Source organism: Knoellia sp. 3-2P3 (genome assembly GCF_029223115.1).
Classification (GTDB): Bacteria; Actinomycetota; Actinomycetes; order Actinomycetales; family Dermatophilaceae; genus Pedococcus_A.
Map to the genome: position 1 here is coordinate 72,341 of NZ_JARGZE010000004.1, position 19,068 is coordinate 91,408.

A 19,068-nucleotide genomic window follows, 5' to 3' on the forward strand; every position below is an offset into this window, starting at 1 on the left:
GTGGAGCTGACCCACAGCTTCACGGTGCCCGGCTCGGTCGACGACGCGTGGCAGACCTTCATGGACCTCGAGGTGGTCGGCAGCTGCTTCCCCGGTGCAACGGTGACCGAGGTGACCGACGCGGGCTTCTCGGGCACCGTCAAGGTCAAGCTCGGCCCGATCGCCATGCTGTATGCCGGGTCCGGCTCCTTCGTCGAGCGTGACGACGTCGCACGCCGTGCCGTGATCGAGGCCAAGGGCAAGGACAAGCGGGGCAACGGCACGGCCGGTGCCACCGTCACCATCTCGCTCGTCCCCGACGGCGAGACCGCCACGCGGGCCGACGTGAGGACCGACCTGAGCGTCACCGGCAAGCCGGCACAGTTCGGCCGCGGCGTCATGCAGGACGTCTCCGACAAGCTCCTGCAGCAGTTCATCGACTGCATCGAGGGCCGGCTCGCCCCGGCGGTCGAGGCTGTGGCCGCGCCGGAGGAGCAGCCGCAGGCGGCCCAGCCGACGGCGCCGGTGCCGGTGTCGCCGGCACCGGGGCCGACGGGGGTGCCACGGACGGGCGGGCCCGTGACCGGCGAAGACGCCATCAGCCTCGGCGGCACCGTCGGCCCGGCGCTGCTGAGGGCCTACGGCCCCCAGCTGGCGGTGGGCGCGCTGGTCTTCCTCGTGGTCGTCTGGCTCATGCGGCGGCGACGGCGGTGACGCCCGCCGGTGCCGTGGGCGCCCGCAGGCGGTGCCCTACTGTGAGCCCAGCAGGCCAGGCGCAGGCGCGCCCACGGCATACCGGCTGACCTGGAGGTGCAGCAGTGGCGGAGCAGACCGTCGTCGTCCTCAACGGCCCGAACCTCAACCTGCTCGGGGAGCGGGAGCCGGAGGTCTACGGCCACGAGACGCTCGCCGACGTCGAGAAGCGCTGCCGGGCCGCGGCGGCGGACGCCGGGCTGTCCGTCGACTTCCGGCAGAGCAACCACGAGGGCGTCCTCGTCGACGCCCTCCACGAGGTGCGCACGAGTGCCGCGGGGATCGTCCTCAACGCCGGCGCGCTGACCCACACCTCGGTCGCGCTGCGCGACGCGGTCGCCGCCGTGGCCGTGCCCGTCATCGAGGTCCACATCTCCAACGTCCATGCGCGCGAGGCGTTCCGGCACCACTCCTACCTCTCCGCCGTCGTGGACGGCGTGATCGTGGGGTGTGGCACGCAGGGCTACGAGCTGGCCATCGCCCGCATCGCCGAGCTGGTGCGGTGATGGCCCGTCCGCCGCTGGACCCCATGGACCTCGCCGGCGTCGACGACCTGCTCTCCGACGACGAGCGGGCCGTCCGGGACTCGGTGCGCCGGCTGTGTGCCGAGCGCGTCGACCCCTACGTCGCCGGCTGGTTCGAGCGCGGCGAGGTCGACGACATCCGTGGCCTGGCAAGGGAGTTCGGCTCCCTCGGCCTGCTCGGGATGCACCTCACCGGCTACGGCTGCGCGGGCATGACGGCGACCGAGTACGGGCTGGCGTGCCTCGAGCTGGAGGCCTCCGACTCGGGTGTGCGCTCGCTCGTCTCCGTGCAGGGCTCACTCGCGATGTACGCCATCTGGCGCTGGGGCAGCGAGGAGCAGAAGCAGCAGTGGCTGCCCCGGATGGCCACCGGCGAGGCGATCGGCTGCTTCGGCCTCACCGAGCCCGACCACGGCTCCGACCCGGGCTCGATGCGCTCCCGCGCCCGCCGCGACGGCGACGACTGGGTGCTCGACGGCCGGAAGATGTGGATCACCAACGGCTCCGTCGCCGACGTCGCCGTGGTCTGGGCGCAGGCGGGGGAGGAGCACGGCGGCATCCGCGGTTTCGTGGTCCCCACCGACACCTCCGGCTTCTCCGCCCCGCTCATCAAGCACAAGCTGTCGCTGCGGGCGTCGGTCACCAGCGAGCTGGTGCTCGACGGGGTGCGGCTGCCCGCCGACGCCGTCCTGCCCGAGGTGCGCGGCCTCAAGGGTCCGCTGTCCTGCCTCAACGAGGCCCGCTACGGCATCGCCTGGGGCGCGCTCGGCGCCGCCCGGTCCTCGCTGGACACCGCGCGCCGCTACTCCATGGAGCGCGTGCAGTTCGGCCGCCCGATCGCCGCCTTCCAGCTGACCCAGCAGAAGCTGGCCGACATGGCGGTGGAGTACACCAAGGGCCTGCTGCTCGCCCTGCACCTGGGCAGGCGCAAGGACGCCGGCACCCTGCGGCCCGAACAGGTGAGCCTGGGCAAGCTCAACAACATCCGTGAGGCCCTCGAGATCTGCCGGACGGCCCGGACGATCCTGGGCGCCAACGGGATCTCGCTGGAGTACCCGGTGATCCGCCACATGAACAACCTCGAGTCGGTGCTCACCTACGAGGGCACCGTCGAGATGCACACCCTCGTCATCGGTCAGGCGCTGACGGGCGAGTCGGCCTTCCGCTGACGCAGCGGGGAGCCGCCCGGCCGCAGCCCGGCCGCCAGCGCCCGGACTGCTGACCACAGGGGCGCGGCGACCTGGCCGACCCGCAGGACGGCCTTCCAGTAGGCGACGCCGAATGTGACGCAGGCGGCCATGGCCAGCGGTGAGCTGTAGGCCATCAGGGGTGGGTAGATCATGAAGTGCGTCAGGTAGATGTAGAGCGAGGCGCTCGCGACCGTGCCGGCGGCCGCCCCCGCCCAGCGCGGCAGCCGGATCCCCTTCACCCAGAGCAGCAGCAGCCCGCCGACGATGATGGTCGCCTCGCGGCCCGGCATGGCGTCCCAGAAGCCGGGCACCGTCGCCACCAGCAGTGCGGAGACGGCGAGGCGCTGCCACGTCGACGAGGCCTTCTGCGCGGCCCAGCCGAGCGCGAAGAGCCAGACCAGCACGTATGCCGTGGCGCCGCGGTAGGGGCCGGCGTCCGGCACCACGACGGCGTAGCGGCTCAGCAGCCCGAGGCCGACCAGCCCCAGCGCGATCCCGAAGGGCCAGCGACGCTCGGCGCGGTCGAGGGCCGGGACGGCGAGCAGGCCCGCGAGCGCGACGAGGAAGTAGAGCAGCACCTCGATGAACCAGAAGTGCCACTGGTCAGACCACTGCGCGTGGTCGCCGAGCACCTGGTTGAGCATCAGGGGGTTGTGCCAGGAGTAGCCGTCGGCGACCAGGACGAGGCCGCCGATCCAGACCGCGCTCGGCACGAGCACCCGGGTGGCGCTGCGGAGGATGCCCCGCACCCGGGCGGACCGCTCCCGGGGGGTCAGCTGGAAGCGGGCGAAGTTCCAACCGGCGGCGAGCAGCAGGGTGTGCGCCCCGCCGGGCACGTCCGCGAGGTGGGTGTGGTTGGCCAGGATGAGCAGCACCGCGACCGCGCGCAGCACGATGCCGGTCTCGACCTCGCGCCATCCGCGCCAGGGCCGCCACCGGAGGCGGTCCGAGGCAGGCGGGTCCACCCGCGCCGCCGCGACCGCGGCGAGCTCGGCCACCGGCCGCAGGTGCCAGTCGCCGGGGAGCGACCCGAGGAGGTGCTCCAGGCGGAGGGAGACCTCGACGTAGGACAGCGAGTCGCCCCCGAGCTCGACGAACGAGCTCTCCGCGGTGGCGTCGGGTCGGCCGAGCAGCTCGGCGTAGAGGGTCACCAGCTGGCCGGGCAGGCTGTCCGCAGCGGCGGTGTCCGGCGCGACGGCGGGACCGGTGGCGGGCCGGGCGAGCGCGGCGATGGCGCGGTAGTCGGGCTTGCCGCTGGGCAGCAGCGGCAGCTCGTGCCCCGCGACCACCTGCACCGACCGGGCGGGCAGCCGACAGCTGCGCGCGAGCTCGGCGCCCAGGGCTGCCTCGTCGCAGCGAGCGACCGTGGCCACCACCACGGTGCCGCCCGCGTCGGCGCACCGTGCGGGCACGCCGCGCTGCTCGAGCAGCCGCTCGAGGTGATCGAGGTCGACCCGCAGGCCGACGATCTTGGCGAACCGGCTCGTGCGGCCGACGACCTCGTAGAGCCCGCCGGGGAGGCGCCTGGCCAGGTCGCCGGTGCGCAGCTCGTCGAGCTCGGGCCCGGCGGAGAGGTCCGCCGGCGTGCGGGCGTAGCCCATCATCACGTTGGGTCCGGTGTAGACCAGCTCTCCGACGTCACCGTCCGCCACGTCGTCGAGCGGCTCCACCCGGAAGGAGCCGCCCGGGATGGCCCGGCCGATCGACTCGGGCCGCTCCAGGGCGAGGTCCGGCGGGAGCACCGCCATCCGGGCGGTGGCCTCGGTCTGGCCGTACATGACGAAGAGGTCCCAGCCGCGCTCGCGGCCGAGCGCGGCATACTCCCTCACCTTCTGTGGCCCGAGGCGGCCGCCGGCCTGGAGCACGGCGCGCAGGCGCGGCAGCTCCATCGAGGAGAAGCCGACCCGCTCGAGCAGCTCGAAGGTGTGGGGCACCCCGGCGAGCGTGGTGGCGCCCTCGTCGCGGAACAGCCGCCAGAAGCAGGGGTCGACCACCGACAGGTCGGTCACGAGCAGGCTGGCCCCTCGGGCCAGGTGGCTGTTGAGCACCGACAGCCCGAAGGAGTAGTGCAGCGGGAGGGTCGTCGCGGCCCGGTCGTCGGCGCGGATTCCGAGGACCTCGGCGATCGACTCGGCGTTGGACTGCAGGTTGTCGTGCGAGAGGCGCACGAGCTTGGGCGAGCCGGTCGAGCCGGAGGTGCTCAGCAGCAGCGCCAGGTCGGGGTGCAGGTCATGGGCCGAGCCCGACCGCCGGTGCGCGAGCGACCACGAGCCGCCGGCGTCGGTGGCCACGACGTCGGGGTCGTAGGCGTCGAGCAGTGCCGGCAGCTGCTCCGGCCGGTCGCCGGCCAGCAGCACCACGTGCCCGGCGCAGATCCCGGCGAGGTAGGTCGTCACCGTGTCGACGGTGTTGCCGCCCGCCACGAGGATGAGGCGGCGCCCCTCGCCGAGCCGGTCGGCCATTTGGGCCACCCGGCGCGACAGCTCTGCGTAGGTGATCCGCGAGCCGTCCCCGGCGACCAGGGCCGGCCGGTCGCCGTGACGCGCGAGGCCCGCGGCGAAACCGGCGGGCAGCGTGGCGGGACGGGTGGGGGAGAGTGTCACGCGGGCGAGTGTAGGTGAGGTAAGCCTTACCAAACAAAATGCCGCACGGAAGCCCCTCGACGGCCCGATTTCAGTTGTGGCCCGCTACCCGTGTAGTCTTCCCGACGCACTCACGCGCTTGCCCTCGGGCGGGTTGCGAGAAGGCCCCCTTAGCTCAGTCGGCAGAGCGTTTCCATGGTAAGGAAAAGGTCGTCGGTTCGATTCCGACAGGGGGCTCTGGGATTGGCGCTGACCGGCGCCGCGCCCCGAGGCGGGGTAGCTCAGATGGTTAGAGCGCACGACTCATAATCGTGAGGTCGCGGGATCGATGCCCGCCCCCGCTACTGCCGTGATGTCAGGGCCGTGATTTCAACAAACGGCCTCTGGTCGCGTATTCTGTTGCGTCGCCGCGTCCTGGCGTGACCGGCCCGACAGACCCACCGTCAAGTGAAGTTCGAGAGCAGGTTGCCCCGTGGCTAGCAAGAGCGCAGACGTCCGCCCCAAGATCACTCTGGCGTGCACGGAGTGCAAGGAGCGCAACTACATCACCAAGAAGAACCGTCGGAACAACCCCGACCGCCTGGAGATGAAGAAGTTCTGCCCCCGCGACGGCCGTCACACGGTGCACCGCGAGACCCGCTGAGCGCACTCCCCAGCTTCGACAGCCGCCCCGGACCCCTGGTCCCGGGCGGCTTTGTCGTGTGCCCGGCCGGTCCCCATAGAGTGGGCGCCATGTCCGTCAACGCTGACTTCGCGGGGCGCACCTACCCGCCCAGTGGCCCGTATGCCGTGGACGCGGCGAGCATCGCGGCGTTCGCCGCCGCGATCGGGTCCGCCGACCCCGTGCACACCTCCGCCGACGCGGCCCGCGCCGCGGGCTACCGCGACGTCATCGCGCCGCCCACCTTCGCGGTGACCCTGGCCCAGCAGTGCGACCGGCAGCTGGTCGAGGACCCGGAGGCCGGCATCGACTTCTCCCGGGTCGTGCACGGCGAGCAGAGGTTCGTCCACCACCGGCCGATCACGGCCGGCGACGAGGTGGTCGGCACCCTCACGGTCGACAGCGTGCGGGCGGCGGGCGGCCACTCCATGGTCACGACCCGCACCGAGCTCGCGACCGGGGACGGCGAGGCGCTGTGCACGTCGACCTCGACCATCGTCGTCAGGGGAGGGGAGTGAGCATGGCCGTGCGCACGTTCAGCGAGACCACGGTGGGCGAGACCTTCGGCCCGGTGGCCATCCCGGTCACCCGTGAGGCCCTGGTGGCCTACGCCGCGGCCTCCGGCGACCAGAACCCGATCCACCAGGACGAGGCCTTCGCGAGGTCCGTGGGCCTGCCGGACGTGATCGCCCACGGCATGTGGACGATGGGCGCCTCGGGGGCGGTCGTCGAGCAGTGGGCCGGTGACGGCGGCCGGGTCGTCGAGTTCGGCACGCGCTTCACGAAGCCGGTGGTCGTTCCCGCCGACGGCGCCGAGGTCGAGGTCAACGCGGTGGTGAAGTCGCTCGACGAGCAGACCCGACGGGCGACGGTCGAGGTGACCACCACCTGCCGGGGCGAGAAGGTCCTCGGTCGCTGCATCGCCGTCGTGCAGCTCGACTGATGCGCGAGGAGCACGAGGTCCCGCTGTCGGGGCTGACCACGATGCGGGTGGGTGGGCCGGCCGCGCGGCTGGTGACGGTCGAGACCACCGACGAGCTCGTCGACGCCGTGCGCGAGGTCGACGACGCCGACGAGCCGCTGCTCGTGGTCGGCGGCGGCTCCAACCTCGTGGTCTCCGACGAGGGCTTCCCCGGCACCGTGGTGCGGATCGCCACCTCCGGGGTCACGGTGGAGTCCGCAGACCTGTGCGGCGGGGTGATGGTGCGCGTCGCCGCCGGCGAGGGCTGGGACCAGCTCGTGTCCCGCGCCGTCTCCGAGGGCTGGTCGGGGATCGAGGCGCTGTCCGGCATACCGGGCTGCACCGGTGCGACCCCGGTGCAGAACGTCGGCGCCTACGGGCAGGAGGTGGCCCAGACGATCGCCTCCGTGCGGGTCTGGGACCGGCACGAGCAGCGGGTCCGGACCTTCAGCAACCTCGACTGCGCCTTCACCTACCGGCACTCGATCTTCAAGTCGCACACCCGCTACGTCGTCCTCGACGTCCTCTTCCAGCTCATCCCCGGAGAGCTGTCCCAGCCGGTCGGGTACGCCGACCTCGCCCGCCAGCTCGGGGTCGAGACCGGTGACCGCGTCCCGCTGGCGGACGCCCGCGAGGCGGTGCTGGAGCAGCGACGGGCCCGCGGCATGGTGCTCGACCCGGCCGACCACGACACCTGGTCGTGCGGGTCGTTCTTCACCAACCCGATCCTGCGCGTGGAGGAGTTCGACGCCCTCGAGGCCCGGGCCGCCGAGCGGCTGGGCTCGCAGGGGCCGCCCCCGCCGCGCTTCGCCGACCCGGATGGCAACGTCAAGACCAGCGCCGCCTGGCTCATCGACAAGGCAGGGTTCGGCAAGGGCTACGGCCTGCCCGGGCCGGCCGCGCTGTCGACCAAGCACACGCTGGCGATCACCAACCGCGGTGGCGCCAAGGCGGACGACGTCGCCGCGCTCGCTCGGGAGATCCGCGACGGCGTGCGGGATGCCTTCGGGGTGACCCTGGTCAACGAGCCGGTCTTCGTGGGACACGCAATATGAGGCCCAGGGTGGGACACAGCTTCCAGCGGGGCAGTCCCTCAGGCGGGGGTCTTCGGGGCGTAGCGCAGGTGCAGCACCCCGGTCGGCAGCGTGTCGCAGGACAGCAGCCGCAGCGGCACCGTGCCCGTGCCCTCGAAGAGCCGCTGGCCCTCGGCGACGGCGATGGGGTGCACCAGCAGGGCGAGCTCGTCGAGTAGGCCCTGCGCCATCAGCCAGCGCACGGTGGTCGCCGAACCGGAGAGGGTGATGTCGCCGTCCACCTGCTCCTTGAGACCCCGCACCTGCTCGGCGACGCTGGCGTCGTCAGGCCCGGTGACGAGGGTCGTGTTCTGCCACGTGGGGTCGAAGGCCCGGTGGGAGACGACGTACTTCGGCAGGCTGTTGATGAAGGACGAGAACGGGACCTCCTCTCCCTGCTGGGGCCAGTACTCCGACCACTCGTCGTAGAGGCGTCGGCCGAGCAGGAAGGCGCCGGTGGTCTCCATCCCCTTCTCGATGACCTTGCCCATCGCGTCGTCGAAGTAGGGGAAGTGCCACTGGTCGGGCCGCTCGACGACGCCGTCGAGGGAGATGAAGAAGTTGGAGACGATCCGGCCCATGCTGCGCTCCTCGCCAGGTGTGGTTCGTGTGTCACCAACCTAGACCGGCGGCCCCGCGGGGAGTCACCGGTTCACGAGGGAGCGGTCGCGCCGGGGGAGTCGCCCAGCCAGGCGTCGACGTCGGCGAGGGCGGCCTTGGTGACGGCCTCGGGCGCCCGGCTGGCCTGGAGCGACCCCCGGGCGAGCGCGGCCAGCTCGGCGTCGTCGAAGCCGAGCGCCTCCCGCGCCGTCTCGTACTGCGCGGCGAGACGCGAGCCGAAGAGCAGGGGGTCGTCGGCGCCGAGGGCCACCGGCACCCCGGCCTCGACGATCGTGCGCAGCGGCACCTCCTCGGGTGAGGGGTAGACCCCGAGGGCGACGTTGCTGCCCGGACACACCTCGAGGGCGACGCCGCTCTCGGCGACCAGCTCGAGCACCCGCGGGTCCTCGACGCTGCGCACGCCGTGCCCGAGCCGGTCCGGCCACAGCGACTCGAGCGTGGCCTCGACGGCGGCCGGCCCGAGCAGCTCCCCGGCGTGCGGGACCAGCGCCAGCCCCGCCCGTCGGGCGATCCGGAAGGCGTGGGCGAACTCCTCGGTGACGCCGCGCCGCTCGTCGTTGCTCAGCCCGAAGCCCACGACCGCGCCCGGGCCCTCGCCGGCGTGCTGCGCGGCCAGCCGCGCCAGGACCCGCGCGTCGAGGGGGTGCCGGATCCGGCTGGCCGCCACCACGACGGCGACCTCGGCGCCGCCCCGGGCGGAGGCGGCTCGGGCCTCGTCGAGCACGATCTCCAGCGCCGGGGTGATGCCCCCGACGAAGGGGGCGTAGGAGGTCGGGTCGACCTGGATCTCCAGCCAGCGGGATCCCTCGGCGGTGTCGTCCTCGGCTGCCTCGCGCACGATGCGCCGCATGTCGGCCTCGTCGCGGACGCACGCGCGCGCGGCGTCGTAGAGCCGCTGGAAGCGGAACCACCCGCGCTCGTCGCGGGCGCTCAGGTGCGGTGGCCACAAGCCGAGCAGGGACTCGGGGAGTCGGATGCCGTGCTTGTCGGCGAGCTCGCGCAGGGTCTGCACCCGCATCGAGCCCGTGAAGTGCAGGTGCAGGTGCGCCTTGGGGAGCGCGGTCACCGGACGCGGCATGCCCGCAGTCTGTCACCCGGCACGCCGACGGGGCCCGAACCGTGCTCGAGAATCTGGTGAGTCGGCGCAGGCCCCGTCGGGGTGAGAGGGGTGGTTACTCCTCGATGATGTGCATGGCGGCCTCCTCGGCCGAGGCGGCCGCCCCGTTCACGCCGACGTCGCGACCGACCATCTCGTGGTCGACGTCCTCGTGCGACCCCTCGTCCGGGGCGACGAGGCGTCCGGCCCGCTGGTCGCCCACCTCGGCGTCGCCGATGAAGTCGTCCTCGGCCGCGATGGAGTCGGGGTCGTCACCGCCGACCCGGTCGTCCTCGTCGTCGAGCCCGCTCTCGTTGTCGGGCGCGCCGTAGGCGGAGTTGGGGTCGGGCTCCTCCTGCCGGATGCGCTGCTCCAGGCTCTCGCCCTGGTGCTGCTCCTCGGCGGTGGTGCCGAAGGCCTCGACGCCGCGGGGCCGCTCCGGCGGGGAGTAGCCGCGGTCGAGCTCGTCGGCCACGTCAGCCTGCTCGAGGGTGTCGGAGGGCTGGAGCTGCCCCTCGTCGTCCACGCTGTAGCTGGCGATGTCGTCTTCGATGCTCTCGCGTCCTGGCTGATCGCTCATGGGGCCAGTCTGTGACGGGTCACAGGAAGGCGCAAAGGGACCAAGGGCTCTGCCCCGGGCCTTCCGCGCAGCCGCTCAGCCGCTCAGCCGCGCTGCCCCTGCGCCTCGGCCGCCGCCAGCAGCACGCAGGTCGCCACGGCCTCCATCGCCGTGGTGACCTCCTCGAGCACGGGGAAGGTCGGGGCCAGGCGGATGTTGCGGTCGTCGGGGTCGTCGCCGTGGGGGAAGGACGCACCGGCCGGGGTCAGCGCGATGCCGGCCTCCTTCGCGAGCTCCACGACGCGCGAGGCGGTGCCGTCCAGCACGTCGAGGCTGACGAAGTAGCCGCCCTTGGGCCGGGTCCAGCTCGCAATGCCGAGGCCGCCGAGCCGCTCGCTGAGCACCCGCTCCACCTCGGCGAACTTCGGCGCGATGATCTCGCGGTGCCGGGCCATGTGGTCGCGCACGCCCTGGGCCGAGCCGAAGAACTGGGCGTGACGCAGGTGGTTGACCTTGTCCGGGCCGATGGAACGCTTCGCGAGGTGGCCGAGGTGCCAGGCGATGTTCTCCGGTGAGGCGGCCAGGAAGGCGACGCCTGCGCCGGCATACGTGATCTTGGAGGTCGACGCGAACACGACCGGGCGGTGCGGGTGGCCGGCGGCCGACGCCAGGCTGAGCACGTCGGCGCTCTTGGCCTCGTCGGCGGTCAGGTGGTGGAAGGCGTAGGCGTTGTCCCAGAAGATCTTGAAGTCGGGGGCCGCCGTCTCCATCGAGGCCAGGCGGGCGGCCACCTCCTGGGTGGTCACCGAACCGGCCGGGTTGGCGTAGGTCGGCACGATCCACATGCCCTTGATGCTGGGGTCGTCGGCCACCAGCCGCGCCACGGCCTCCGCGTCGGGCCCGTCGTGGCGCATCGGCACGGTGACCATGTCGATGCCGTGGTGCTCGAGCATCGCGAAGTGGCGGTCGTAGCCCGGCACGGGGCAGACGAAGGTGACCTTCTCCTCCTGCGACCACGGCCTCGGCGAGTCGACCGCACCGTGCAGGAGCAGGTCGACGAGGCAGTCGTGCATCAGCGTCAGGCTGGAGTTGCCCGCGGCCACGAGCTGCGCCGGGTCGACCCGCAGCAGCTCGCCGAAGATGTCGCGCAGCTCGGCCAGCCCCTGCAGGCCGCCGTAGTTGCGCACGTCGGTGCCGCTGGCGTCCACGTGGCCGTGCGGGAGGGCGAGCAGCTCCTCGGCGAGGTCGAGCTGGGCCGGTGCCGGCTTGCCGCGGGTGAGGTCGAGCTTCAGGCCCCGCTCCTGCAGCGCGGCATACGCCGTGCGCTGCTCCTGGGCGAAGGCCTCGAGCTGGTCGGGGGAGAGCTCGGCGACGGGCGTGCGGCTGGCGGGTGCGGTCTGCTCGGTCACGCAGGCCATGCTCGCAGAGACGCCGGTATGCCGTGCGGTGCTGTCCGCAGCGCGGTCACCGCTCGCCGTGTCGGGCGAGTTCGCATCCGGGGGCGCCCGTCACGTATGCTTCTGCATCGGTTGACTCCGACCATGCTTCCGCCGTGCCCGCGAAGGGCGTGGGGAGGGAAGTCGGAACAGCCTCCCGGAACCGGTCACCCCTTGGCGGGTTCCGTAGGGCAGTGGCTCAATTGGTAGAGCACCGGTCTCCAAAACCGGCGGTTGGGGGTTCGAGTCCCTCCTGCCCTGCGACAACGACGAGCAGTACCCAGGCCAGCGAGAAGAGGAATCGTGACGGACGTGAGCGCGGAGACCCGCGACTCTGGTCGCGCCAGTCGCAGGAGCGACAAGCGCGGCAACCCGGTCTCCCGGTTCTTCCGCTCCCTGAGCCTGTTCGTCAGCCAGATCCTGGACGAGCTGCGCAAGGTCGTCCGGCCGACGCGCTCGGAGCTGGTGAACTACACGATCGTCGTGATCGTGTTCGTGGTGTTCATGATGGCCCTGGTGTCCGCGCTGGACTTCGCCTTCACCAAGCTCGTCCTGTGGGTCTTCGGCGGCTAGCCCTCGAGGGCTCCGCCGCCGCCCTCACGGGGCAGCAACCCCGGCGACACATTTCAAGGAAGTAGGTCATCAGCGTGTCCGACCAGTGGACCACCGAGAGCGACGACGTCGCCACCGGCACTGAGCAGCCCGTCGAGGACGTCGCGACCCCCGACACCGAGACCGACGCGCCCGTGGGCACCGAGGCCGACGAGACCACCGAGGCGGCTGCCGCGGCCGACGAGGCCCCCGTGGACGTCGATGAGGCCCTCGTGGGCGTCGACGAGGCCCCCGTGGACCCGGTCAAGGAGTTCAAGGACAAGCTCGCCAGCCAGTTCGGCGACTGGTACGTCATCCACTCCTACGCGGGCTACGAGAACCGCGTGAAGGCCAACCTCGAGAACCGCATCGCCTCCCTCAACATGGAGGACTACATCTTCCAGGCCGAGGTGCCGATGGAAGAGGTCACCGAGATCAAGAACGGCCAGAAGAAGCTGGTCCGCCGCGTGCGGATGCCCGGCTACGTCCTCGTCCGCATGGACCTGACCGACGAGTCGTGGGGCGCGGTGCGCCACACCCCGGGCGTGACCGGCTTCGTCGGCAACGCTCACCAGCCGGTGCCGCTGAGCCTCGACGAGGTCTTCACCATGCTCGCCCCGGCCGACCTCGGCACCCCGGTCGCGGCCGGCGCGGCCGGCGGTGGGGCCGGTGCCCCGGGCAAGCCCCGCGAGGCTGCGGTCGTCGACTTCGAGGTCGGCGAGTCCGTCACCGTCATGGAGGGCCCGTTCGAGACCCTCCCGGCGACGATCTCCGAGATCAACCCCGACACCCAGAAGCTCAAGGTTCTGGTCTCCATCTTCGGCCGGGAGACCCCGGTCGAGCTCTCGTTCAACCAGGTCGCCAAGATCTGACGAACGAGGCACTGCAACCGGGTCATCGCCCGTAGGCGTGGGCCCACAACCAGCGAAGGACAGCAATGCCCCCCAAGAAGAAGGTCTCCGGCTTCATCAAGCTGCAGATCCAGGCCGGTGCGGCCACCCCGGCCCCGCCCGTCGGCCCGGCCCTCGGTCAGCACGGCGTCAACATCATGGAGTTCGTCAAGGCGTACAACGCTGCGACGGAGTCCCAGCGCGGCAACGTCATCCCGGTGGAGATCACGGTCTACGAGGACCGCTCCTTCACCTTCATCACCAAGACGCCGCCGGCCGCCGAGCTGATCAAGAAGGCCGCAGGCGTGCAGAAGGGCTCCGGCGAGCCGCACAAGACCAAGGTCGCGAAGCTCAGCAAGGACCAGGTCCGCGAGATCGCCGAGCAGAAGATGCCCGACCTGAACGCCAACGACATCGACGGCGCCATGAAGATCATCGCCGGCACCGCCCGCCAGATGGGCATCGAGACCGAGGTCTGAGCACCTCTCTCACGCAGCAACTTCTGCTAGCAGAGGTTGCTGCCGCGAGGACAGGGTGCAACCTGTTCCCAGGGCAGCAACCTCTGCTGAGCAGCGTCGGGGACCTCCCCGACACCGTGGCAGGACCAGCGCTGGTCCGTTCACCACAACTCCACCACCACTCACAGGAGCAGCAATGAAGCGCAGCAAGGCATACCGCGCCGCAGCCGAGAAGATCGACCCGGCCAAGGTCTACGCCCCCCTCGCGGCGGTGCGTCTGGCCAAGGAGACCTCCTCCACCAAGTACGACGCGACCGTCGAGGTCGCCATGCGCCTCGGCGTCGACCCGCGCAAGGCCGACCAGATGGTCCGCGGCACCGTCAACCTGCCGCACGGCACCGGCAAGACCGCCCGCGTCCTGGTGTTCGCCAACGGCGACAAGGCTGAGGCCGCCCGCGAGGCCGGCGCCGACTACGTCGGCTCCGACGACATGATCGAGAAGGTCTCCGGCGGCTGGCTCGACTTCGACGCCGTCGTCGCGACCCCCGACATGATGGGCAAGGTCGGCCGCCTCGGAAAGGTGCTCGGTCCCCGCGGCCTCATGCCGAACCCGAAGACCGGCACGGTCACCATGGACACCGCCAAGGCCGTCTCCGACATCAAGGGCGGCAAGATCGAGTTCCGCGTCGACAAGCACGCGAACCTCCACTTCATCATCGGCAAGACCTCCTTCGACGAGAGGTCGCTCGTGGAGAACTACGCGGCCGCCCTCGAGGAGGTCCTGCGTCTGAAGCCCTCGGCGTCCAAGGGCCGCTACATCGAGAAGGCCACGATGACCACCACGATGGGCCCCGGCATCCCGCTGGACTCCTCCCGCACCCGCAACCTGCTGGTCGAGGACGAGGCCACCGCCTGATCTCGGCCTGTCACCAGAGCCCGCCGCCCCGCCCGGGGTGGCGGGCTCTGGCGTCTTCCGGGGCGATTTGGTCCTGCGCGCCTCGGCCCGTACCCTTGACCCTGACCAGAGACCGCTCGGTTGTCGCGTGCCCACCAGGGTGCGAGACCGAAGGTCCCGCTCGAAGCGGGCAGCCAGCGCAGGCCACGTTCAACCGGATGCACCGGCTCCGCCGGATCGTATGCCGTGTGCCCCGTGCCCTGCGCCGGGGCTTTCTTCGTGTGGGCCCTCGCCGTGTGGTCGTTCATTACGGAAGGGAGGCCACATGGCAAAGGCTGACAAGGCTGCAGCCATCGCCGAGCTCACGGACAAGTTCCGGACCTCGGGCGCGGCCGTGCTGACCGAGTACCGCGGGCTTTCGGTGAAGCAGCTCACCGACCTGCGCAACTCGCTTCGCGGCAACGCGACCTTCGCCGTCGTGAAGAACACGCTGACCGAGCTCGCGGCGAAGGAGGCCGGAGTCACGGCCTTCGACGGCCAGCTCCAGGGCCCGTCCGCCATCGCCTTCGTCGAGGGCGACCCGGTCGAGGCTGCAAAGGGCCTGCGTGACTTCGCCAAGGCGAACCCCCTCCTCGTGATCAAGGGTGGCGTCCTCGACGGCAAGACCCTGACCGCCGAGGAGATCACGAAGCTCGCGGACCTCGAGTCCCGCGAGGTCCTCCTGGCCAAGCTGGCCGGTGCCCTGCAGGCGTCGCTCAGCCAGGCCGTCTACCTCTTCGCGGCTCCGCTGTCGCAGACGGCCCGTGTGGTCGACGCGCTGCGCGCCAAGGTCGAGGCAGAGGGTCCGGTTGCCGCCGCTCCCGCCGCCGAGGCTGCCGAGGAGACCACGGACGAGGCCCCCGCGGCCGAGGCCACCGCTGACGTCGCCGAGGGTGGCGACGAGAGCTGACGTCCGGGGGCGACCCCAGACCGACCGCTCGACCAACGAAAACCGCCACTCACGGCATACGAAGTAAGAACAGAAAGGACGCCCACCATGGCGAAGCTCTCCACCGACGAGCTCCTTGAGGCCTTCAAGGAGATGACCCTCATCGAGCTCTCCGAGTTCGTGAAGCAGTTCGAGGACACCTTCAACGTCACCGCTGCGGCTCCCGTTGCCGTCGCGGCTGCTGGCGCCCCCGCCGGTGGCGGCGAGGCCGCTGCCGCCGAGGAGCAGGACGAGTTCGATGTCATCCTGACCGCCGCCGGCGACAAGAAGATCCAGGTCATCAAGGAGGTCCGCGCGCTGACCTCCCTCGGCCTGAAGGAGGCCAAGGACCTCGTGGACGGCGCCCCCAAGCCCGTTCTCGAGAAGGTCGACAAGGCTGCCGCGGAGAAGGCCAAGGAGGCCCTCGAGGGCGCCGGGGCCACCGTCGAGCTCAAGTGATCTGAGCCCGCGACTGCGGGCGCCGAACACCACGAAGGGCGGGTCCGACCTCACGGTCGGGCCCGCCTTTCGCATGCCCGGGCGGCGCGGCCGCCGTGGTCAGAACCGGCTGAACGGCGCGGCATACGCAAAGGTCCCGGTGAGCCCCGGGTCGTGTGCCGTGAGCGTGCGGGCCTGGAACAGGTCGCCCCACGCGGGTTCGGGTGAGCGGACCCCGATGTCGGCGGCCGGACGGAAGCCGAAGCGCCGGTAGTAGCCCGGGTCGCCGAGCAGGGCCACGAGCGGCTCGTCGAGGGCGTCGGCGGCGGCGAGCACGGCGTGCACCAGCGCCGAGCCGACCCCCCGCCCCTGCTGGTGGGGGTCGACGCTGAGCGGGCCCAGGCCCAGGGCGGGGGCGCCCGCGACCGTGCCGCGAGTGCACACCACGTGCCCGACGACCGCGCCGTCCTCGTCCTCGGCCACGAGGGAGAGCTGCGGGATCCACCCCTCGTCGTCGCGGAGCCACGTCACGAGCGTGGCCTCGCCGGGCGCCCCGTCGGGCTCCACCGGGGGAGCGGAGTGCTCCGCGGTGGCGAAGGCCGCCGCCGTCACGGCGCGGATGGCCGGGATGTCCTGGGGTCTCTCACGCCGGATGATCACCGGCCCATCCTGCCGTGCGGCCGTAACCCCGGTGGGCGCTGGTCGTTGAGCAGCGCGAGACCGGGGCCCTCGCGGGCAACAAGGCACCATCACGACGAGGTGAGCAGTGGGCGTTGAGATCAGGGTCGAAGGCCTGACCAAGAGGTTCGGGTCACAGACCATCTGGAACGACGTGACCCTCACGCTCCCCGCCGGGGAGATCTCGGTGATGCTCGGCCCCTCGGGCACGGGCAAGTCGGTGTTCCTCAAGACGCTGGTCGGCCTGCTGAAGCCGGACGCCGGCTCGATCTGGATCGAGGGCCAGGACCTCACCCGCCTGCGCGAGCACGACCTCTACGAGGTGCGCAAGCTCTTCGGCGTGCTCTTCCAGGACGGGGCGCTCTTCGGCTCGATGAACCTCTACGACAACATCGCCTTCCCGCTGCGCGAGCACACTCGGAAGAACGAGACCGAGGTCCGGCGGATCGTCACCGAGAAGATCGAGCTGGTCGGCCTGCAGGGCGCCGAGGGCAAGCTGCCCGGCGAGATCTCCGGCGGCATGCGCAAGCGCGCCGGCCTGGCGCGTGCGCTCGTGCTCGACCCGGAGATCATCCTCTTCGACGAGCCGGACTCCGGCCTCGACCCGGTGCGCACGGCCTACCTGAACCAGCTCATCGTCGACCTCAACGCGCAGATCGAGGCGACCTTCCTCATCGTCACCCACGACATCAACACCGCCCGCACGGTGCCCGACAACATCGGCCTGCTCTACCACCGCCACCTGGCGATGTTCGGCCCGCGCGAGATGCTGCTCAGCTCGGAGGAGCCGGTGGTGCGGCAGTTCCTCAACGCCCAGCGGGTCGGACCGATCGGCATGTCCGAGGAGAAGGACGCCGACGAGCTCGCCGCGGAGTCGGGCCAGGAGCTCCCCCCGCTGCCGCCCATCGCCCTCCAGCTCGAGCCCAGCGACGGCTCGGTGCGGCGCACCGCCCGCCCCGCGGGGCAGTGGTGTCGCGAGAACGGTGTCACGCCGCCGCCCGGGTCCTTCCAGTCCGGCAACGCGGGCGTGCCCGGCGTGCACCCCTCGTCCGTGGAGTCCCACGCCGAGCGCGAGGGAGTGCTGTCGTGAGCAACCTCGCGGTGGGTGCCCTTCGCCAGAGTGGCTCGCTGTTCGCACTCGTGCTCGATGTCTTCCGGGCCCTGCCGAAGCGGCCGTTCCAGACCAAGGAGTTCATCCAGCAGTGCTGGTTCATCGCCTCGGTCACGATCGTGCCGACCGCGCTCGTCTCGATCCCGTTCGGCGCGGTCATCGCCCTCCAGCTCGGCACCCTCACCCGTCAGCTCGGCGCCCAGTCGTTCACGGGGGCGGCCAGCGTGCTGGCCGTCATCCGTGAGGCCTCACCGATCGTCACCGCCCTGCTCATCGCCGGCGCTGGTGGCTCGGCCATCTGCGCCGACCTCGGCTCGCGCAAGATCCGCGAGGAGATCGACGCGATGGAGGTGCTCGGCATCAGCCCGATCCAGCGCCTCGTCGTGCCACGCGTACTGGCCGCCATGCTCGTCTCGCTGCTCCTCAACGGGCTGGTGTCCGTCGTCGGCGTCGCAGGCGGCTACTTCTTCAACGTCATCATCCAGGGCGGTACACCGGGCGCCTACATCGCCTCGTTCACGGCCCTGGCCCAGCTCGCCGACCTGTGGACCAGCGAGATCAAGGCGGTGATCTTCGGCTTCATCGCCGCGGTCGTCGCCTCCTACAAGGGCCTGACGGCCGGCGGCGGCCCCAAGGGCGTCGGCGACGCGGTGAACCAGAGCGTGGTCATCACGTTCATGTTCCTGTTCGTCGTCAACTTCGTCGTCAGCGCCATCTACTTCCAAGTCGTCCCGCAGAAGATCTGAGGCGGGCGACGACGATGAACAGAGAACCGCGATGAGCAGAGCAACGGACCTCGCCCACCGCCCGGTGGAGGCCCTCGACAGCCTCGGCGAACAGATGCGCTTCTACGTGCGCTCGCTCGCCTGGAGCGGACGCACCCTCCGCCGCTACAAGAAGGAGGTCGTCCGGCTGCTGGCGGAGGTCTCCCTCGGCTCCGGGGCCCTGACCGTCATCGGCGGCACCGTCGGCGTCATCGCCTTCCTCGCCTTCTTCACCGGCAGCCAGGTCGGTTTGCAGGGCTACTCCTCGCTCAACCAGCTCGGCACCGGCGCCTTCACCGGCTTCATCTCCGCCTACCTCAACACCCGCGAGATCGCCCCGCTCGTGGCGGGCCTGGCCCTCGCGGCGACCGTCGGGTGCGGCTTCACCGCCCAGCTCGGGGCCATGCGGATCTCCGAGGAGGTCGACGCGCTCGAGGTCATGGGCATCCCGTCGCTGCCGTTCCTGGTGACCACCCGGATGATCGCCGGCTTCATCGCGGTGATCCCGCTCTACGTCCTGGGCCTGCTGTCCTCCTACGGCGCGACCCGGTTCATCGTCACCGAGTACTTCGGGCAGTCCAAGGGCACCTACGACCACTACTTCCACCTGTTCCTGCCGCCGATCGACGTCCTCTACTCCTTCCTCAAGGTCATGGTCTTCGCGGTCGTGATCATCTTGATCCACTGCTACTACGGCTACACCGCCTCGGGCGGGCCGGCCGGTGTGGGCGTGGCCGTGGGCAAGGCGGTGCGCACGTCGATCGTGGCCATCAACATCGTCGACTTCTTCTTCTCCCTGGCCGTCTGGGGTGCGTCGACCACGGTGAGGATCGCGGGTTAG

Annotated in this window: 22 protein-coding genes and 3 tRNA genes; 19 read left to right on the top strand and 6 right to left on the bottom strand. The window is 71.2% G+C overall.

Annotation, left to right across the window (positions count from 1 at the left end; genetic code table 11):
• The 3 genes from P0Y31_RS12815 (at position 1) to P0Y31_RS12825 (ending at position 2,425) form a co-directional block, all read left to right on the top strand.
• A complete protein-coding gene (locus P0Y31_RS12815; RefSeq protein ID WP_275869996.1) occupies positions 1-693 on the top strand; it encodes an SRPBCC family protein in 693 nt (230 codons plus the stop codon).
• 104 nt (positions 694-797) lie between these two features.
• Entirely contained in the window at positions 798-1,238 is a 441-nt protein-coding gene (gene aroQ / locus P0Y31_RS12820) for a type II 3-dehydroquinate dehydratase (RefSeq protein ID WP_275870000.1), read from the top strand.
• A complete protein-coding gene (locus P0Y31_RS12825) occupies positions 1,238-2,425 on the top strand; it encodes an acyl-CoA dehydrogenase family protein (RefSeq protein ID WP_275870003.1) in 1,188 nt (395 codons plus the stop codon). The genes aroQ and P0Y31_RS12825 overlap by 1 nt, the downstream gene beginning before the upstream one ends.
• Here the strand turns inward: P0Y31_RS12825 and P0Y31_RS12830 are convergent.
• Complete coding sequence (locus tag P0Y31_RS12830) at positions 2,392-5,049, bottom strand: AMP-binding protein (protein ID WP_275870005.1); 2,658 nt, start codon at positions 5,047-5,049, stop codon at positions 2,392-2,394. The genes P0Y31_RS12825 and P0Y31_RS12830 overlap by 34 nt on opposite strands.
• 143 nt (positions 5,050-5,192) lie before the next feature.
• Here P0Y31_RS12830 and P0Y31_RS12835 point away from each other — a divergent pair.
• The 6 genes from P0Y31_RS12835 (at position 5,193) to P0Y31_RS12860 (ending at position 7,705) form a co-directional block, all read left to right on the top strand.
• Positions 5,193-5,265 (top strand) — tRNA-Thr (locus tag P0Y31_RS12835).
• Between the two features lie 33 nt (positions 5,266-5,298).
• Positions 5,299-5,372 (top strand) — tRNA-Met (locus tag P0Y31_RS12840).
• 128 nt (positions 5,373-5,500) lie between these two features.
• Positions 5,501-5,671 (top strand): 50S ribosomal protein L33, encoded by a 171-nt coding sequence (gene rpmG / locus P0Y31_RS12845; protein WP_091763211.1) that lies wholly within the window; start codon positions 5,501-5,503, stop codon positions 5,669-5,671.
• Positions 5,672-5,760: 89 nt separating this feature from the next.
• Positions 5,761-6,207 (top strand): MaoC family dehydratase N-terminal domain-containing protein, encoded by a 447-nt coding sequence (locus tag P0Y31_RS12850; RefSeq protein ID WP_275870008.1) that lies wholly within the window; start codon positions 5,761-5,763, stop codon positions 6,205-6,207.
• Positions 6,208-6,209: 2 nt separating this feature from the next.
• A complete protein-coding gene (locus tag P0Y31_RS12855; RefSeq protein ID WP_275870010.1) occupies positions 6,210-6,632 on the top strand; it encodes a MaoC family dehydratase in 423 nt (140 codons plus the stop codon).
• Positions 6,632-7,705, top strand: coding sequence for a UDP-N-acetylmuramate dehydrogenase (locus P0Y31_RS12860; protein ID WP_275870013.1), 1,074 nt, complete (start codon positions 6,632-6,634; stop codon positions 7,703-7,705). Before P0Y31_RS12855 ends, P0Y31_RS12860 begins: the two co-directional genes overlap by 1 nt.
• Before the next feature lie 38 nt (positions 7,706-7,743).
• Here the strand turns inward: P0Y31_RS12860 and P0Y31_RS12865 are convergent, their stop codons facing one another.
• The 4 genes from P0Y31_RS12865 to P0Y31_RS12880 all read right to left on the bottom strand — a co-directional run bounded on the left by P0Y31_RS12865 (position 7,744) and on the right by P0Y31_RS12880 (position 11,408).
• The gene (locus P0Y31_RS12865; protein WP_275870015.1) at positions 7,744-8,304 is read right to left on the bottom strand and encodes a dihydrofolate reductase family protein; all 561 of its coding nucleotides are present in this window, start codon (positions 8,302-8,304) and stop codon (positions 7,744-7,746) included.
• A gap of 71 nt (positions 8,305-8,375) precedes the next feature.
• The gene (locus P0Y31_RS12870) at positions 8,376-9,422 is read right to left on the bottom strand and encodes an adenosine deaminase (RefSeq protein WP_275870018.1); all 1,047 of its coding nucleotides are present in this window, start codon (positions 9,420-9,422) and stop codon (positions 8,376-8,378) included.
• A 94-nt stretch (positions 9,423-9,516) separates the two neighbouring features.
• On the bottom strand, positions 9,517-10,020 hold the full coding sequence (locus tag P0Y31_RS12875; protein ID WP_275870021.1) for a DUF5709 domain-containing protein: 504 nt from the start codon (positions 10,018-10,020) through the stop codon (positions 9,517-9,519).
• An 83-nt stretch (positions 10,021-10,103) separates the two neighbouring features.
• Positions 10,104-11,408 carry an aminotransferase class I/II-fold pyridoxal phosphate-dependent enzyme gene (locus P0Y31_RS12880; RefSeq protein WP_275870023.1) on the bottom strand — a complete coding sequence of 435 codons (1,305 nt, stop codon included), beginning with the start codon at positions 11,406-11,408 and terminating at the stop codon, positions 10,104-10,106.
• Positions 11,409-11,623: 215 nt separating this feature from the next.
• Between P0Y31_RS12880 and P0Y31_RS12885 the strand changes: the two genes are divergently transcribed.
• From P0Y31_RS12885 to rplL, 7 genes are all read left to right on the top strand, one after another.
• Positions 11,624-11,696 (top strand) — tRNA-Trp (locus tag P0Y31_RS12885).
• 42 nt (positions 11,697-11,738) lie between these two features.
• A complete protein-coding gene (gene secE, locus P0Y31_RS12890) occupies positions 11,739-12,008 on the top strand; it encodes a preprotein translocase subunit SecE (RefSeq protein ID WP_275870025.1) in 270 nt (89 codons plus the stop codon).
• A 74-nt stretch (positions 12,009-12,082) separates the two neighbouring features.
• Positions 12,083-12,898, top strand: coding sequence for a transcription termination/antitermination protein NusG (locus P0Y31_RS12895; protein ID WP_275870027.1), 816 nt, complete (start codon positions 12,083-12,085; stop codon positions 12,896-12,898).
• 65 nt (positions 12,899-12,963) lie between these two features.
• The gene (gene rplK, locus P0Y31_RS12900) at positions 12,964-13,395 is read left to right on the top strand and encodes a 50S ribosomal protein L11 (protein WP_275870029.1); all 432 of its coding nucleotides are present in this window, start codon (positions 12,964-12,966) and stop codon (positions 13,393-13,395) included.
• Between the two features lie 175 nt (positions 13,396-13,570).
• The gene (gene rplA / locus P0Y31_RS12905; protein ID WP_275870031.1) at positions 13,571-14,290 is read left to right on the top strand and encodes a 50S ribosomal protein L1; all 720 of its coding nucleotides are present in this window, start codon (positions 13,571-13,573) and stop codon (positions 14,288-14,290) included.
• Positions 14,291-14,594: 304 nt separating this feature from the next.
• Positions 14,595-15,218, top strand: coding sequence for a 50S ribosomal protein L10 (gene rplJ, locus P0Y31_RS12910; protein ID WP_275870033.1), 624 nt, complete (start codon positions 14,595-14,597; stop codon positions 15,216-15,218).
• Between the two features lie 87 nt (positions 15,219-15,305).
• A complete protein-coding gene (gene rplL, locus P0Y31_RS12915; RefSeq protein WP_275804946.1) occupies positions 15,306-15,695 on the top strand; it encodes a 50S ribosomal protein L7/L12 in 390 nt (129 codons plus the stop codon).
• A gap of 99 nt (positions 15,696-15,794) precedes the next feature.
• Here the strand turns inward: rplL and P0Y31_RS12920 are convergent, their stop codons facing one another.
• Positions 15,795-16,334 carry an N-acetyltransferase gene (locus tag P0Y31_RS12920; protein WP_275870035.1) on the bottom strand — a complete coding sequence of 180 codons (540 nt, stop codon included), beginning with the start codon at positions 16,332-16,334 and terminating at the stop codon, positions 15,795-15,797.
• 106 nt (positions 16,335-16,440) lie between these two features.
• Between P0Y31_RS12920 and P0Y31_RS12925 the strand changes: the two genes are divergently transcribed.
• Genes P0Y31_RS12925 through P0Y31_RS12935 form a run of 3 tightly spaced genes read left to right on the top strand, consistent with a single transcriptional unit; the run spans position 16,441 to position 19,068 of the window.
• On the top strand, positions 16,441-17,442 hold the full coding sequence (locus tag P0Y31_RS12925; RefSeq protein ID WP_275870037.1) for an ABC transporter ATP-binding protein: 1,002 nt from the start codon (positions 16,441-16,443) through the stop codon (positions 17,440-17,442).
• Positions 17,439-18,209, top strand: a complete 771-nt coding sequence (locus tag P0Y31_RS12930) for an ABC transporter permease (protein ID WP_275804940.1) — start codon at positions 17,439-17,441, stop codon at positions 18,207-18,209. Before P0Y31_RS12925 ends, P0Y31_RS12930 begins: the two co-directional genes overlap by 4 nt.
• A 31-nt stretch (positions 18,210-18,240) precedes the next feature.
• Positions 18,241-19,068 (top strand): ABC transporter permease, encoded by an 828-nt coding sequence (locus P0Y31_RS12935; protein ID WP_275870039.1) that lies wholly within the window; start codon positions 18,241-18,243, stop codon positions 19,066-19,068.